Source organism: Paenisporosarcina antarctica (genome assembly GCF_004367585.1).
Lineage (GTDB): Bacteria > Bacillota > Bacilli > Bacillales_A > Planococcaceae > Paenisporosarcina > Paenisporosarcina antarctica.
Map to the genome: position 1 here is coordinate 1537642 of NZ_CP038015.1, position 15987 is coordinate 1553628.

19 protein-coding genes are annotated in these 15987 nt (G+C 37.0%); 14 read left to right on the forward strand and 5 right to left on the reverse strand.

Annotated features, from left to right (window positions below; translation table 11 throughout):
• The first annotated feature begins 100 nt into the window (after nucleotides 1–100).
• The 3 genes from E2636_RS07740 (at nucleotide 101) to E2636_RS07750 (ending at nucleotide 1691) form a co-directional block, all read left to right on the forward strand.
• The gene (locus E2636_RS07740; protein ID WP_134209679.1) at nucleotides 101–481 is read left to right on the forward strand and encodes a nuclear transport factor 2 family protein; all 381 of its coding nucleotides are present in this window, start codon (nucleotides 101–103) and stop codon (nucleotides 479–481) included.
• 64 nt (nucleotides 482–545) lie between these two features.
• Nucleotides 546–1061: a DinB family protein gene (locus E2636_RS07745; RefSeq protein WP_134209680.1), complete on the forward strand. Its 516-nt coding sequence runs from the start codon at nucleotides 546–548 to the stop codon at nucleotides 1059–1061.
• 42 nt (nucleotides 1062–1103) lie between these two features.
• Nucleotides 1104–1691, forward strand: a complete 588-nt coding sequence (locus E2636_RS07750) for a tetratricopeptide repeat protein (protein ID WP_134209681.1) — start codon at nucleotides 1104–1106, stop codon at nucleotides 1689–1691.
• A 190-nt stretch (nucleotides 1692–1881) separates the two neighbouring features.
• On the opposite strand, the gene E2636_RS07755 is transcribed toward E2636_RS07750, so the two are convergent.
• Complete coding sequence (locus E2636_RS07755) at nucleotides 1882–2529, reverse strand: hypothetical protein (protein WP_134209682.1); 648 nt, start codon at nucleotides 2527–2529, stop codon at nucleotides 1882–1884.
• A gap of 313 nt (nucleotides 2530–2842) precedes the next feature.
• Here E2636_RS07755 and E2636_RS07760 point away from each other — a divergent pair, with 313 nt between their 5' ends.
• Nucleotides 2843–3259 (forward strand): IDEAL domain-containing protein, encoded by a 417-nt coding sequence (locus tag E2636_RS07760; RefSeq protein WP_134209683.1) that lies wholly within the window; start codon nucleotides 2843–2845, stop codon nucleotides 3257–3259.
• 75 nt (nucleotides 3260–3334) lie between these two features.
• Here the strand turns inward: E2636_RS07760 and E2636_RS07765 are convergent, their stop codons facing one another.
• A complete protein-coding gene (locus tag E2636_RS07765) occupies nucleotides 3335–3739 on the reverse strand; it encodes a hypothetical protein (RefSeq protein WP_134209684.1) in 405 nt (134 codons plus the stop codon).
• A 438-nt stretch (nucleotides 3740–4177) separates the two neighbouring features.
• Here E2636_RS07765 and E2636_RS07770 point away from each other — a divergent pair, with 438 nt between their 5' ends.
• The 8 genes from E2636_RS07770 (at nucleotide 4178) to E2636_RS07805 (ending at nucleotide 12913) form a co-directional block, all read left to right on the forward strand.
• On the forward strand, nucleotides 4178–5662 hold the full coding sequence (locus E2636_RS07770) for a phytoene desaturase family protein (RefSeq protein WP_134209685.1): 1485 nt from the start codon (nucleotides 4178–4180) through the stop codon (nucleotides 5660–5662).
• A gap of 311 nt (nucleotides 5663–5973) precedes the next feature.
• Entirely contained in the window at nucleotides 5974–7227 is a 1254-nt protein-coding gene (locus E2636_RS07775) for a Y-family DNA polymerase (RefSeq protein WP_134209686.1), read from the forward strand.
• A gap of 21 nt (nucleotides 7228–7248) precedes the next feature.
• Nucleotides 7249–7587 carry a YolD-like family protein gene (locus E2636_RS07780; protein WP_134209687.1) on the forward strand — a complete coding sequence of 113 codons (339 nt, stop codon included), beginning with the start codon at nucleotides 7249–7251 and terminating at the stop codon, nucleotides 7585–7587.
• 79 nt (nucleotides 7588–7666) lie between these two features.
• Complete coding sequence (locus tag E2636_RS07785; RefSeq protein WP_134209688.1) at nucleotides 7667–9421, forward strand: ABC transporter transmembrane domain-containing protein; 1755 nt, start codon at nucleotides 7667–7669, stop codon at nucleotides 9419–9421.
• Nucleotides 9421–11199: an ABC transporter ATP-binding protein gene (locus E2636_RS07790; protein WP_134209689.1), complete on the forward strand. Its 1779-nt coding sequence runs from the start codon at nucleotides 9421–9423 to the stop codon at nucleotides 11197–11199. The genes E2636_RS07785 and E2636_RS07790 overlap by 1 nt, the downstream gene beginning before the upstream one ends.
• Nucleotides 11200–11323: 124 nt before the next feature.
• Nucleotides 11324–12034, forward strand: a complete 711-nt coding sequence (locus tag E2636_RS07795; RefSeq protein ID WP_134209690.1) for a cytochrome c biogenesis CcdA family protein — start codon at nucleotides 11324–11326, stop codon at nucleotides 12032–12034.
• A gap of 38 nt (nucleotides 12035–12072) precedes the next feature.
• Nucleotides 12073–12393 carry a thioredoxin family protein gene (locus E2636_RS07800; RefSeq protein ID WP_134209691.1) on the forward strand — a complete coding sequence of 107 codons (321 nt, stop codon included), beginning with the start codon at nucleotides 12073–12075 and terminating at the stop codon, nucleotides 12391–12393.
• 1 nt (nucleotide 12394) lies between these two features.
• Nucleotides 12395–12913 (forward strand): CcdC family protein, encoded by a 519-nt coding sequence (locus E2636_RS07805; RefSeq protein ID WP_134209692.1) that lies wholly within the window; start codon nucleotides 12395–12397, stop codon nucleotides 12911–12913.
• A gap of 41 nt (nucleotides 12914–12954) precedes the next feature.
• Here E2636_RS07805 and E2636_RS07810 read toward each other — a convergent pair whose 3' ends face one another.
• On the reverse strand, nucleotides 12955–13380 hold the full coding sequence (locus E2636_RS07810; protein WP_166669499.1) for a DUF2621 domain-containing protein: 426 nt from the start codon (nucleotides 13378–13380) through the stop codon (nucleotides 12955–12957).
• Nucleotides 13381–13652: 272 nt separating this feature from the next.
• Between E2636_RS07810 and E2636_RS07815 the strand changes: the two genes are divergently transcribed.
• Nucleotides 13653–14249 (forward strand): SCO family protein, encoded by a 597-nt coding sequence (locus tag E2636_RS07815; protein ID WP_134209694.1) that lies wholly within the window; start codon nucleotides 13653–13655, stop codon nucleotides 14247–14249.
• Between the two features lie 39 nt (nucleotides 14250–14288).
• Here the strand turns inward: E2636_RS07815 and mscL are convergent, their stop codons facing one another.
• Nucleotides 14289–14672 carry a large conductance mechanosensitive channel protein MscL gene (mscL, locus tag E2636_RS07820; RefSeq protein ID WP_134209695.1) on the reverse strand — a complete coding sequence of 128 codons (384 nt, stop codon included), beginning with the start codon at nucleotides 14670–14672 and terminating at the stop codon, nucleotides 14289–14291.
• A 207-nt stretch (nucleotides 14673–14879) separates the two neighbouring features.
• Here mscL and E2636_RS07825 point away from each other — a divergent pair, with 207 nt between their 5' ends.
• Entirely contained in the window at nucleotides 14880–15566 is a 687-nt protein-coding gene (locus E2636_RS07825) for a lytic transglycosylase domain-containing protein (RefSeq protein WP_134209696.1), read from the forward strand.
• Nucleotides 15567–15611: 45 nt separating this feature from the next.
• Here the strand turns inward: E2636_RS07825 and E2636_RS07830 are convergent, their stop codons facing one another.
• Entirely contained in the window at nucleotides 15612–15854 is a 243-nt protein-coding gene (locus E2636_RS07830) for a GlsB/YeaQ/YmgE family stress response membrane protein (RefSeq protein ID WP_017381377.1), read from the reverse strand.
• Nucleotides 15855–15987: the final 133 nt, after the last annotated feature.

Sequence of the window (15987 nt, forward strand, 5' to 3'; positions counted from 1 at the left end):
TAAATATCGTAATTTTTTATAAAAGGAAAATGTGTTTATTTGTAGAGGTATATAAAATGGGTATTACTATGAATCAAATTCACAAAAGGGGATTAGGAAATTGGAATTACAAATTACGTTAAAGGAACATCTACGTCAGCTAGAAGAAAAATTGTTGCACCCCGAAATTCGTACATCTCCAGAGGAAATTGAAAAGTTACTTGAAAACGATTTTTTCGAATTTGGGAGTTCAGGTAATGTATGGTACAAGGACGGTATTCAGAAAGATGGAATAGGTGTAGTAAAGATGTTATTAAGTAATTTTGAAATTCATCAATTAGCTCCAAATATAGTGTTAACGACTTACCGTATATTTAACGAAGTAAAAATGCAGCATACACTGCGTAGTTCCATATGGAAATTTAGTGATGGAATTTGGAAAATGTTTTTCCATCAAGGGACACCAACTCAATCAGAAACTTGCGAATACCGCAATTGCTAAATACATAATTATTACCATTGATTTATAAGCTGTAATTTGTGATAGAAACGAGGAGGAAAACACAATGTGGACAAAACCAAGAAATGAAGAATTTCCCGCTTATTTTGGAAAGTATATTGATCTAGTTTCAGAAGGATATCTAGAAGAAACACTTAGAACTCAACTTGAAAACACAACGATTTTGCTTTCAGACATTTCGGAGACACAGTCGAATTATCGTTATGCATTTGGAAAATGGACGTTGAAAGAAGTTGTTGGTCATATCATAGATACTGAACGAATTATGAGTTACCGGTTGCTCCATATAGCAAGGGGAGACAAAACTCCACTTGCTGGCTACGATGACGAGAAATATGTGAAAGAGGCTTCATTTGATTCCCGCTCGTTACCAGATTTACTAGAAGAATTTACTGTAGTAAGGCATTCAACTATCTCCCTATTGCGTGGGTTGTCAGAAGAAGTTTGGTCTAGAAAAGGAATCGCCAACAACAACGAAATTTCCGTAAGTGCTCTAGCTTACATTATTGCAGGTCATGAACTTCATCATGTGAATATCATCAAGGAGAAGTATTTAATATAGAAAGAAAAGAAAAGGTAGCAATAGAGGAGGAGGAGGGAGTGTGTGAATTTAAAAAGTTTGAAGGAAGAACTTTCTTCAATGACTGATAATATTTATTTTGACTCAAATGAATGTCTTCGTGAGAAATCATCAAATCCTTCTCAGTTAATACAAATAATCATTAAAGCTGAAACTATATTAGAACAAATGATAGAAGACAAATTAGATAATAAAGATGAAAAATATTTTCTTTACGGAACATTAGGAAATCTATACAGGATTTATGGAAAACCCAGAATAGCGATTAAATATTTAAAATTAAACCTTGATCATTCAATAAATGAAAGGAACTATACCAGAGAAATAATCTCTTTAATTCGCCTTGGAGAGGCTTTGAAATATGACAATAAACACGAAAAAGCATTAGGGAAATTTAATCAAGCATTGATTAAGTGTAATAAACCTGAATTAAATACATACTTAGATTTTGTATTTCAACATAAAGGAAAGTGTCTCCTAGAATTAAAAAGAGTAGAGGAAGCAATGAAGTGTTTTCAGGAAGCGTTAGAACTTAGAAAATTAAAAGGAAGTACAAATTTAATTAATTCTACTAAAGAAGCAATAGAGTTCGCACGTTGTATGCAGAATTAAAGAGTATTTTGTCCAACTTATGGGTTGCATAGTGGAAAATTTGAGCTGCTCAGACAGCTCTTTTTCTTTTTCGGTAAGATGCGTGGTTGCGTCCAAAATGAGCAGAAAATCCGTGATTTATTGTCAGTAGCAGAAATTCAGATAGTTAATAGATAAGTGAACCTATTTTACAAACAGGTTCACTTATTTTTTACTTTATAGAATTTGCGATATCCACTAATACATTTATTGTTACTGTTTTTGAGATTTTTTTATCCACTAATAAAATATACTGCAAACCGTCTTTTTCGAATGCTAGGAGATCAAGTGGTAGTTTGGTACTGTAAATCGCTTCATTTCCATCACTTAATTTTATTCTTTGATTAATTTTCTCTTCACTAAATTCTACTTTATATTTGACTGGTTTGACTCGAATTTGATAATGATTATGTCCCAAATTCTCATTTATATAGGTTATTTCAAATACATCATTCTCTTTTCCAAAAGAGTGACTAATTCGACCGAAGTTGTGAGTGAAATTAACAGGAGGTACTTGTGTTGGTAAAGCAATTTCACGCTGAAAATAGTATTTGCTTTCTTGCAGGGCCTTATTAACTTCTTTATACCCACTCTCTAAAAAAACTTTTTCAAATGGGTAGACATCTGTTTTTGTTTTAGCTCCATTTGAAATGATTTGAAGATTAACTGCGATTGAATAATCTTTTAAAATTGTTTCTTGTGTCAATTCTTGACTGGTTTTCTTACTGTTTTTTTCAACGAGTTCTTTCGCACCTTCAGAAGCTGGTGTTATTTGTAAGTAAATGTTAGACAAAATAACTAAAATTAAAAAGATATGCACTATTTTCTGCTCCTTTTACTCGAAACATTCACCTTATAATCTCCTGAATCTTATTATATATGCTGAAACCTTCACGTTTCTAGTTCAATTTCTTATATAAAGAATCAAAACTACACTTTAAAAGTGTCACAGTATAAAAAGACTTGATTCACGAGGATGATAATTTTAATAACAACATTGGATATGTAGGTCGTATTGAACAAAATTGGAATACAATGAAAAATTAATGGAAATAATACGAATATGCAAAAGAAGTTGGATAGTTGCTTAATGCATAGTTCGAACCTATTTTGCTGTAGAAGGGAGTGGGGAAATGGAATTATCACGGTGCCCAATATGTGGAGTATTTTGTGGCAGTAAAAAAAAAATGATAGACCATATGAATGGATTTCACAGCTCTGACCTTGCATCAGGTGAATTGATTCAGTCACAATTTAAAACTGAATTACCTCAAAAAGAACAATGGGTGGAAGTCACTACTACGGATGGACAGACATTCAAAGGAATCATCTCAGAAGCTTATCACGATATTTCGATTGTTGAATTATTTGGATTGAATTATACTCCTGGCAAGCTGTACAAACGTTTTTTTAAGTCTTATCCAAATAATTGTATAACCCCTTTACCTAGTGATGTAAAATCACAAGATATCGATATGCTAATTGATTTAGCTCTAGCCATGCATGATGAAGAATGGTTTCGAAAATTAACGATTCTGCAAAATCAATAATAAGTAATTACATGGTTTCCGCACTTTTTCACTTCATCACGATTTTCAGAATCCGGTCAAACCATCCAATTTTATTTAATATGGGAGATAATCACCAAACTTTATTTCACCAACAACTATTCCATCTTCAGTTTCCAATAGTACTGTATAATTTATTACTTCATCAATACCATTTCGTTTATTCATTATTTTAAGTTTCGAAAATATCTGATCTGTTAGTTCAATCTGCTTTTTTGTATCTAAACTATTGATGGAGGTATTAATAATAATCGACTTATAATCGGATTTTATTTCTTTTACTTCATCGATGTCTCTCAATTCTTCTACTATAATTATGTTTAAAAATGCCAATAGTTCATTCTCTACTATTGTTTCTTCTTTAGATAATTGTTTATGATCTAGCCATTCTATGGGGTTAATTAGAACAAAGAATAAACCTGAAAAACAGAAAATGCCAAAACTAATTAAAATTTTTCTCAAAAAAACACACCTCCACATTAAAAAAATCATGTTCCCGAACAGCACTGTTTTCCTAAGTTAAATTGGTAGGAGAACAGTGCTGTAGTGGACTTTTTGGGGGGATTCAGTAAAATGACTAGACCTCTTCTCTTAGTGGAAAGTATTATTAACAGAATACGCCTCCATTAAATCAATTATGTCTAGCTCTGGCATATGTATATAGGTTTGTACCTCCAAATATTCCATTTGGTTCAATCAAAAAATAAAACAGCAATGATTATCGGGATGAAGACACCTTTGGAACATTAACAAAAAAACGCTCAGACTTTAAAAGGAATATTAAAAGAACAAATAAAAGACACTTAACTAGATTCGAAGTGTCTTAACGGTCTCTGTGCCGATTGAAAGTTGTGTATTGCCTCTCTTATTTCGCATAATGGAGTAAAGGAGGGATGGACAATGGACAAAAACGTACTCGTTGTAGGTGCGGGGATTGGTGGATTAACTGCCGCTTCTCTATTAGCTAAACATGGTGCAAATGTGACACTTCTTGAATCGTCGTCAGAACTAGGCGGATGTGCAGGTAAATTCAAGCGACATAATTATGTGTTTCCTGTAGGGGCCACTCTTGGCATGGGGCTTGAGGAAGGTGGAATTCACGAACGCGTTTTCCGTTTTTTGCAAAAGCCTCTTTCCATAGAACCACTCGAGTGTGTCATGCAAATGGTGCATCCACATGACACGTTCACTTTTTATAAAGATCGAGCGCAACATGTTCACCATATGGTACAGCACTTCCCTCAGTTTACAGCTGGCATTAAATCCTTCTATCACGAAATTTATCAAACTGCTCGTATTGTTCGCACTTTAATGGATCGCTTGCCAGTACTTCCTCCTACCACAGCAAAAGAATGGCTTTACTTACTTGGCTCATTGCAACCAAAGCACATTCGATTACTGCCATATTTTAATCAAACACTCGATAAGCGCCTTCGTGTGCATGGGCTTCAAGATGTTCAGGAGTTTCGACAGATGATTGATGGATTGTTAATTGATAGTATGCAAACGGGGAGTGAGGATGTGTCCTATCTACTCGCAGCTGTCGCACTTGATATATATCACGAAGGGGCTTATTACGTACCAGGCGGTGTATACCAATTTGCTGAAAGAATGGGAGAAAGCTTAGTAGAAAATGGTGGAATCCTTAGAAAGCGACGGACAGTTTCGATGCTTGAGCGAATTAATGACATGTGGCTAGCAACCGATCATCGAGGCAATACATATGAAGCAACACACGTAATTTTAAATGTTCCAATTCACCAATTGCCAAATATCCTTTCGCCTAATTTGCTCATACAGTTAATGAAACCCTTGCGTGAAGGGATTACTACACCAACATGGACGACTTTGACGCTATACATTGCTGTCGACTGGAGAAAGCTTCAATCACCACTCCCATCATTTCGGCAAATTTCATTAGATAGTGCACAGGGTCTTGCAGAAGGAGGACATTTTTTCATGTCAGCCTCTAAGCCTGAAGACATCCTTCGAGCACCTGATGGTATTCAAACAATCACCATTTCTACCCATTCAGAGGCACATCGTTGGGACACAAAAGAAAAGTATGATGCGGTCCGAGATGAGTTAAGCGAACGTATGGTCCAATCGATAGAAAAAGTGGTTCCACATTTTCGGGAATCGATTGTTCATTTTGAAACTGGCGCACCAAAAGGCTGGGAGCGCTTCACGGGTCGACCAAACGGCCATGTAGGTGGATTTCCTCAAACGCTGAAGTCTTCTTTATTTAATGCCATCTCTCATCGGTCAGGACTACCGAATTTTTATGTATGTGGCGATCACATTTTCCCAGGTGGAGGCACGATTGGGTCTGCAACAAGCGGAATTCATGCAGCACGATCCATTTCAGGTGAAAGACTCATATAAACAAAAAAGTATTCGATAAGTCTCGAATACTTTTTTGTTGTGGATTAATTGAGTCAGGTATTTTTGATATCTAATCACCAGTGGCTTCGGTCAAGTGGGGAAATTAGGGGAGGTATATATGTTCATTATAAATCGCACATCTTTTTATCAGCAGAAATGCTAGTAAAACGCGATTAATTTTGTGGCAAGTATCGGGACTCCTCACAGAAAATATAGCAAATTGAAAATATTTACCATCCATTGATTAAGAACGTTCGTTCGGTGTATACTTGCAGAAAGAACATTTGTTCGTTTTGGAGGAGGATGGCATCATGTATGAACAATATCCAGATCGAAAAATTATCTGTCTCGATATGCGAAGCTTCTACGCTAGCTGTGCTGCAGCCGATGAAGGTCTTGACGTGATGAAAACGCCGATTGCGATTATTGGGAATCTAGAACAGCGAGGAAGTATCGTTTTAGCGGCTTCACCCCCATTAAAAAAAGAATTTGGTGTGAAAACAGGCACACGCTTATTTGAAATACCTGATCATCCGGACATTCGATTAATTGAACCGAAAATGGGTTTTTTTGTACGGGTATCGATGGAAATTACCCGATTACTTAGTGAGTATGTGCCGAAAGAATCGATTCACGTTTACAGTGTGGATGAAAGTTTTATCGATTTAGCAGGAACGGAGCGGCTGTGGGGACCTATTGAGCAAACCATTCAGCGCATTCAGGACGATTTGCTGGAGCAGTTTCAATTACCTTCTGCGATGGGCATGGGACCGAATATGTTAATGTCGAAATTAGCGCTTGATTTAGATGCAAAAAAAACAGGATTTGCTCGGTGGACCTATGAAGATGTGCCAACGAAGTTATGGCCAATATCCCCTCTTAGCGAGATGTGGGGCATCGGACCTCGAATGGAAAAAAACTTAAATGCCATGGGGATTTTTTCAGTTGGTGATTTGGCAAAAACGGAGTTAGCGACACTTGAATCGAAGTTTGGCGTGATGGGGAACCAATTGTATCACCACGCGTGGGGAATTGATTTATCCGAACTTGGTGCTCCTATCGTAGAAGGTCAAATTAGTTACGGTAAAGGACAGGTTCTATTTCGTGATTACTGCAAACTGGAAGATATTCTGGCGGTTGTACTTGAAATGACAGAAGACGTGGCGAGACGTACGCGCGAAGCGGGGAAAGTAGGTCGTACCGTTCATCTCGGTGTCGAGTATAGCAAGAATGCTTTTGGGGGAGGGTTCCATCGTAGTCATTCGATGGAAGAAGCTACAAACGACACGATGAAAATTTATAATATATGCGTGAAATTGTTACATGAACATTTTGATGATCGGCCAGTTAGGCGTTTGTCTGTGACCTTATCGAATGTAGAATCTGAGCATTCTATGCAACTCAGCCTATTCGAGGCGGAAAAGTGGCGCAAACGCAAGCTTGGTTCCGCTATGGATCAAATTCGCAGTAAGTATGGCTCAGCGGCGTTACTACGCGCCGTTTCCTATACAGAAGCGGGAACCGCTCGAGCTCGCTCAAAATTAATTGGGGGACACAAAGCCTAATAAAAAAGGAAGGAATGATATATGTTACGCGACCGTGGACGTATTAAATGGACCGCAATGATGCTACCGGAGCACGTGAAGATGTTAAGAGAGTGGCAACAAGAAGAAGGACGCGTGAAAGCTGTTGAAGTAGATGAACAACAATTAGAAGAATGGCATTATACGATTGCTGAATCAATGGTTGCCAGTACGCTGATTCGTATCCGTTTTACAGAACACGAAGGACGAGGAGCTCAAGAAGTTCTTGGAGTAATTCATCACATTGATTTAAATCGGAGGATGTTCAAACTAGTAACGGAAAAAGAATTGACGATATGGATTCCTTTTCAAGATATTCAAACTATTTCACAACCCGAATAATTTTCATTTTGTATCTTCACTAAATTCCGAACATTTGCTAAACTGAAAAAGGCTAAAAAAGAAATCGGGGGATACATGCGTGAAAGTGTTTTTAGATTTAGGATGGTTTTTTAAAGAGAGAAAGAAACAGTATATCTTCGGTATCATCATGCTGATGGTTGTTGCATTATTACAACTGCTACCACCTAAAATAATTGGTTATGTCGTCGATGAAATTCGACTAGGTGCCTTAACGAGCGAAACGCTTTTTAAAGTGTTGCTGTTGCTTGCTGGTGCGGCACTTGCCATGTATACCATTCGCTATTACTGGAGAATGTTGATTTTCGGTTCAGCAATTTTGCTCGCACGACAATTGCGCGAGCGTTTATTTCGTCACTTTACTCGCATGTCACCGCGCTTTTATCAAAAGCGACGTGTTGGGGATTTAATGGCACATGCAACCAATGATTTATCAGCAGTTCAACAAACAGCGGGAGCGGGTGTCTTAACGCTTGTCGATTCAGTGACTACAGGCAGTTTTGTCATTGCAGCGATGGCGATTACCATCGACTGGAAATTAACGCTTATTGCTCTTATTCCAATGCCGATTATGGCATATTTAACGAATTACTACGGTAAACAATTACACAATCGCTTCCACTTTGCTCAAGAAGCATTCTCGAACTTAAACGACAAGACACAAGAAAGTATTTCGGGAATAAAGGTCATCAAAACATTTGGTCAAGAAAAAGAAGATATACAAGACTTTGTAAAGTTATCGGATGACGTGGTAGAAAAGAATATTCATGTAGCGAAAGTTGATTCGTTATTTGATCCCACTATTTCTGCAATTGTCGGTGTTTCGTTTTTCTTATCAATTGTGTTTGGTGCACGATTCATTATTGCTGGAGATATGACAATTGGTGATTTAATTGCATTTACTGCCTATTTAGGCTTACTCGTCTGGCCTATGCTGGCCTTTGGATGGCTGTTTAACATTGTCGAGCGTGGCAGAGCTTCTTACGACCGGATTCGGACGTTACTCGCTGAACCAGTCGATATTGATGATGCGGAACATGCACTTGACGTAAAAGCACAAGGTGATTTAGACGTTCATATCGACGAGTTTAAGTTCCCAGACGATGAGCGTAACGCACTTCACAATGTTCACTTCACATTAAAACGCGGTGAAACTTTAGGAATTGTTGGAAAGACGGGTTCTGGGAAAACCGCCATATTAAAGTTGTTACTACGTGAATTCGAAGGGTATAACGGAACGATCACATACGGTGGCTATTCAATAAATGCCTACAAAAAAGAACGTCTACGTTCAGCTATTGGGTATGTACCACAAGATCACTTCTTATTTTCAACTACGGTGGCTGGAAACATTGCTTTTACAAATACCAGTGCTCTACTGGAAGATGTCTATGAAGCATCTCGTCTTGCACATATTCATGAGGATATTTTAAAATTCACAAATGGTTATGACACGATTGTTGGTGAAAGAGGGGTGTCCTTATCAGGCGGTCAAAAGCAGCGAATTGCGATTGCACGTGCATTAATGATGAAACCAGAATTGTTAATTTTAGACGATTCACTGTCTGCTGTTGATGCTCGAACAGAAGAAGCAATACTCGAGTCATTGAAAGCGTTTCGTAGTGATGAGACCACTATTATTACGGCACATCGATTAAGTGCTATTCAACATGCGCATCAAATCATTGTTTTGCATGAAGGAACCATTGTTGAAAAAGGTTCGCATAAAGAACTTATGGAGCGACAAGGACGTTACTACGAAATGTATCAATTACAACAACTAGAAGCGCTCGTCGAAATGGGAGGTGAGGCGTAATGGACCAACAGCCGAAACTTACCAACAAAGACCAAAGCATCATTTTAAAAAGACTTATTTCATATTTGAAGCCACACAAAAAAGTCATAGCATTCGCCTTATTCTTACTGGGTCTTACCGTTATTGGAGACGTAGTTGGACCTATCCTAATCAAAACGTTTATCGATGATTATTTAATCGTTGGAAATTTTCCAACAGGGCCACTTGTCGGACTGGCAAGTGCGTATATATTTATACAAATATCCAATATTTTTATTAGTTATTTCCAATTGCTGAAATTTCAAGAAATTGCACTAAAAATCATTCAGCAAATGCGCATTGATGTCTTTACCAAAGTACAAAACCTAGGGCTACGGTATTTTGATAAGACGCCTGCTGGCAGTATCGTATCTCGCGTAACGAATGATACGGAAGCAATTAAAGACATGTTTGTCAGTGTACTGGTTGGCTTTGTACAGAGCGCATTTTTAGTTGTAGGTGTGTATATTGCTATGTTTATATTAAATGCAAAATTAGCATTGGTCACACTGTTTCTATTGCCTATACTATTTTTAATCATTCGCACATACCGCCGTTATAGCTCGGTATTTTATCAAGATTTACGTGAACGATTGAGTCAATTAAATGCAAAACTGGCGGAATCTTTACAAGGAATGTCCATGATTCAAGCGTTCCGTCAAGAGCCACGTTTAAAAGATGAGTTTAATGACATAAACGAGCAACACTGGAAAGCAGGTAAGCGCAATATTAAAATGGATAGTTTGCTGCTAAGACCTGCAATTGATTTGGTGTATGCGCTCGCACTTATTATGCTATTAAGCTATTTCGGCATTACCTCCTTCAGTAATACAATTGAAGTGGGTGTAATTTATGCCTTTGTGACGTATATTGATCGTTTCTTTGAACCAATTAACCAAGTGATGCAGCGTTTATCTATCTTTCAACAAGCCATTGTTGCAGCTTCACGTGTCTTCAAATTGCTAGATGAAGAGGAACTAGTGCCTACCCAAGCCAATACAAATGCAAAAATTGTGGCTGGTAAAATTGAATTTAATAATGTGACATTTTCATATGATGGACAAACGGATGTGCTAAAAAATATTTCCTTTACTGCGAACCCTGGGGAGACAGTAGCACTGGTCGGCCATACGGGAAGCGGGAAAAGTTCCATTATCAATTTATTGATGCGTTTTTATGAATTCGAACAAGGTGATATTTTGATAGATGGACAGTCAGTTAAAGATTTCAAATCACAAGAGTTACGCGAAACAATGGGACTCGTTCTTCAAGACCCATTCTTATTCTTCGGTAACATAGAAAGCAATATTCGGTTGCACAATCAAGCTATGACAGACGAAGAAGTACGAGCTGCAGCTGAATTCGTACAAGCGGATGTATTTATTAATCAGTTGCCAGATGGCTATAAACAAAAAGTAACAGAGCGTGGCTCGACATTTTCAAGTGGACAACGTCAGCTCGTCGCATTCGCACGCACGATGGCAACAGACCCTAAAATTTTGGTGCTAGATGAAGCGACCGCAAATATTGATACAGAAACAGAAGTTGCCATTCAAAGAAGTTTAGAAAAAATGCGTCAGGGGCGAACAACAATAGCGATTGCGCACCGTTTAAGCACAATTCAAGATGCTGAATTAATTCTTGTTCTTCATCAAGGTGAAGTAGTCGAAAGAGGCAATCATCAACAGTTACTCGCAAGCAAAGGTCTCTATCACAAAATGTATTTACTGCAAAATGGAATTGTGGAAGAAACTATATAAGATAACAAAAGAGGGCACATTTGTGACCTCTTTTGTTTAGACAAAAAAATGTCACAAGCAATAATGAAGTCTTTAGACAAATAATTTGATACGATGTTAGAAGAGTAATAAAGGAGCGAACTAAATGACGACAGACATCAATTTATTATTGGCATTTGGAGCAGGCTTTCTAAGCTTCATATCACCGTGTACTTTACCTTTGTATCCAGCATTTCTTTCTTATATTACGGGCATGACGTTAGATGAATTGAAAACGGATCGTGGTGTAATGCAAAAAAGGGGAATGATTCATACTCTATTTTTCCTACTGGGCTTTTCAATCATCTTTATTGCTCTTGGGTTTAGCACGAGTTTATTTTATACCTTGTTCCAACAAAATCAAGAGTTAATTCGCCAAGTCGGTGCCATTTTTATCGTCATATTTGGACTGATTGTCATTGGTGTGTTCACTCCTGCATTTTTGATGAAAGATAGAAAAATTCATTTTAAAAACAGACCAACAGGCTATATTGGAACAGTATTGATCGGAATGGCGTTCGCAGCAGGTTGGCAACCGTGCACGGGTCCTATTTTAGCATCTGTTTTTGTATTAGCATCAGCTAATCCAGGTTCAGGTGTATGGTATATGTTAGCGTATGTCCTTGGATTTGCTATACCATTCTTTGTATTGTCTCTATTCATTACGCGTCTTAGCTGGATTCGAAAACATAATGCAAAAATCGTTAAAATTGGCGGTATTATAATGATTGCGGTCGGTATTTTATTGTTCTTTGATGGCATGGTGTATATCATTCGCATTTTAAGTCCGATTTTTGGTGACTTCCAAGGGTTTTAACAGGTACACTGTAATGAAAGAGAGGTGGAGTGTTGAAGATGAAATCCATAACAACGTACGAGCAATGGCAAGAAATCTCTCAACATAAGAAACACCTCTTGTTATTTGTAAAAACGACAAATTGTTCGGTCTGCGAAGGTTTATACCCGCAAATTAAAGTGCTTGAAAACGATACATCTGTTCCGTTTTATGTTGCAAATATAGCAGAAATACCTGAACTAGCAGGGCAACTCAGCTTATTCACCGCACCTGTTGTCATATTGATGCGTGAAGGTAAAGAATTCGCTCGATATGCTCGGTTTGTTCCTGTACAGGATGTAAGTAAAAAACTACAAGAATTAATAAAGTGGGAGGAATAAGATGCTCGAACAAATTCCTTCGCAGTGGTTAGTAATTGGATCGACAATTGTAGCAATCGTTATGGGTACACTTGTTATGACAGTACGAGCGAGATCTGCAAAAAAGCCAGCTAGCGCTAAGAAAATCATTTTACCACCTCTTTTCATGTCGACGGGTGCCTTGATGTTTGTATTTGAGTATTTCCGTGTAGCTCCGATTCAAATAGTGGAAGCATTTAGTGTAGGACTCCTTTTTTCAATCGTCTTAATCTGGACATCCAGATTTGAAGTCAAAGATGGTGATATTTATTTGAAACAATCAAAAGCCTTTGTTTTTATTTTAGTTGGATTGTTGATTGTACGTTTAATTGCAAAGATAATCTTAAGCTCAACGATTCATATAGGAGAGTTGAGCGGTATGTTTTGGATACTCGCTTTCGGAATGATTGTGCCATGGCGCATAGCTATGTTTGTTCAATATAAAAAATTAGAAAAAACGATTGTGACTAATTCCACACAAAAGCCGACCTTTACTTCATAGGTCGGCTTTTTCTTATGGTCTGGCTTCATCACTTTCCAGTTTTAAAATAAATGTTCGTAAGGCGTCATATCAATTTCCATTGATTTTAACTTTTTACGTAAGAATTTGTGATCTCGCTTCGGGGTTGCTTGAATATAGCCACGAATAATATGATCGTTCTCAATAGATTTTGCATGTTCTTCTAATGCGATTTTAGCAACTTTACCCGCTATTTTTTGTTTAGCAACTGGGCGAAACAAGTCAGGAACAGGTGTTACGAGTTCGTTCAATAATGCTTTTGCTTGATCTCCCCATAAATGAAGAGATTCATTTACATAATATTCTTCCCAATCGAGCATCGATTTCCCATCGTCTTTCGGTAACACTTTTAAAAACTTGCGGAACATAAAATAGCCACCAATGGCAAATAGCCCGCCCAATACAAAGACCCAAAATACAATAAACCATAAAAACCAACCATCCAACATACTCACCTCTTATACACTATCCTTCTATTATAAAAGGTTCTTCATCAAAAAACACGTCTAATGTATCTTTTCTTCGATTTCTCTTTAAGTTTGGAGGGGGAAAAGTATGAAGAAAGGCATAACATTAATAGAAGAAGTAGTTATTACGTTGTTCATAAATGTTTTGTCGAAAAAATGGCTAGACACAAATTCGTTAGAATCATAAGAGTGTCCCACCTTGTATTAGGAAATTTCATTCGCTAAGATAAAAGGAGCGAAAGCGGGGAGAGTCTATGACGAAACTAAAAAAAGCATTTACACTCATCATGTTGAGCGCAATCGTATTAACAGGATGTAGTTCATCTAAGTTTAAAGCTGAAACAGCATGGGAAGTTGATTCATTTTCACATGAATCACAAAGAGGCGAAGAAGTTTCTTTAGAAAAGTTAAAAGGTACAGTGTGGTTAGCTACATTTATCTTTACTAATTGTGAAACGGTGTGCCCACCGATGACTATGAATATGACCATGGTGCAGGATGAATTAATTAAATTAGATGTAGAGGATTATAAAATAGTAGCTTTTAGCGTAGATCCAAAAGTGGATACACATGAAATCATGACTGAATTTTTAGCGAAGTTTAATCCACCTGATGAATCTAAATGGGAATTGCTTACAGGTTATGACCCTATATACATGGAACAATTCGCGCGTGATTCATTTAAAACACTTGTGAAAGATGACCCGAAATCAAATCAAGTCATTCATGGTACAAGTTATTATTTAGTTGATCAAAAGGGGATTGTTGTAAAGAGCTATAACGGCTATCTAGATGTTCCGAAGGAAGAAATCGCTACAGATATGAAAGCTTTAATTGAACATGGTAATTAAAAAGAACGGGCACAGTACACAGTGCCGTTCTTTTTTTGTCTATAAGGTCTTCTGGTTTTTTAATAAGTCCCGAATTTCTACAAGCAATGCTTCTTTCGCATCAATAGCTGGACCTTCCTCAATTACTGCTTCTTTTTTGCGTTGGAATTTCATCATTATTCGAATGACCATAAAGATAGCTAAAGCTACGATGATAAAGTCGAAGATTGATTGTATAAAGTTCCCATACATTACGGATGCGCTACCAACTTCAAATACCAAACCTGTGAAATTCACTCCACCCATTAAAATGCCAATTAACGGTGTGATAATGTCTGCAACGAGGGAAGTTATGATTTTACCGAAAGCTGCTCCAATAACAACTGCAAGTGCCAAATCGATAACATTTCCTTTTAATGCAAATTTCTTAAAGTCTCGCCACATTTTTCTCACCTCCTATAAATAATTAGTGTACAAAAGGATGATCTTTTTGTATACGAGTTTTTTATTTCACGTAGTAATTTCATGTGTGTCTTTATATCTTCTTTAAATCAAGAGTACATGGCATACCAAAGGTGTTATATGAAATCAAGTGACTGACTCATCAGATTTGTGATAAAATAATAAAAAACAGGTACAGGATGCGACAAAATGAAAATAAGAAAAAAAAAGAAACAATTATCCGTAGTAGCAAAAGGCTTATTGATCATTCTTATGGTTCCAATCTCTATGACAATTTTTGTTTTAACAAGTGTATACTGGGGCGATATTCAGAGACTTCCTATAGTTCACACATTAACAGAATCTTTAAAAGATGCACCTAAAAAGATGCTGGATATGGACATTCCAGAAAAATATATACCTATCTATAAAGAAGCAGCAAAAAAATATGAAATTCCATGGACATTACTAGCTGCACATCACCGTATTGAAACCAAATTCTCTACCATGAATCCATTGCTATCGCCAGTAGGAGCAGAAGGACATATGCAGTTCATGCCTTGCACATTCGTTGGTTGGCAACATCCAAGTTGTTCAGGTAAAGGGAAAGGTGCAATTCCAGATGAAGACAAAACTAATCCAGATGTTATTGCAAAATATGGAGGGTATGGTATAGATGCTAATCAAGACGGAAAAGCAGATCCATATCAATTAGAAGATGCCATGTTTAGTGCGGCAAATTATTTAGCGAGTAGTGGAGCTGCTGAGGGTAATCTAGAAAAAGCCATATTTATGTACAATCACAGCGATGAGTATGTGAAAGAAGTTCTATATTATTATCAAAAATACGAAGAACAGCACGAAAAAGAAGGACAAGCTGCTTCTTCATCACCATAAAAAAAGAGTCGTTCTAATTAGAACGACTCTTTTTCGTATTCAATATTAACGTAAAGCTTTCATAATCAAGCTAACGATGAAGATTAAAATAATTGCACCAATTAAAGCTGGAATGATTTGAATGTCTGCAATAACTGGTCCAAAGCTAAACAACATACCGCCAATCCAAGCACCAATAATACCTGCAATAATGTTACCAATAATTCCGCCCGGTACGTCTTTACCTAAAATAAGACCTGCTAACCAACCAATAATTCCTCCGATAATTAAATATAAAATGAATCCCATATTCGTCATCTCCTGTTCGATAATTGTTTATTTCTTGCCTACTTAATAGATAACCTAAATTAATTAGGTTCAAACCACATTGTTAAAATTCTTTAGGATAACCATTTGTAATTATTATTTCCAAGAATTCATT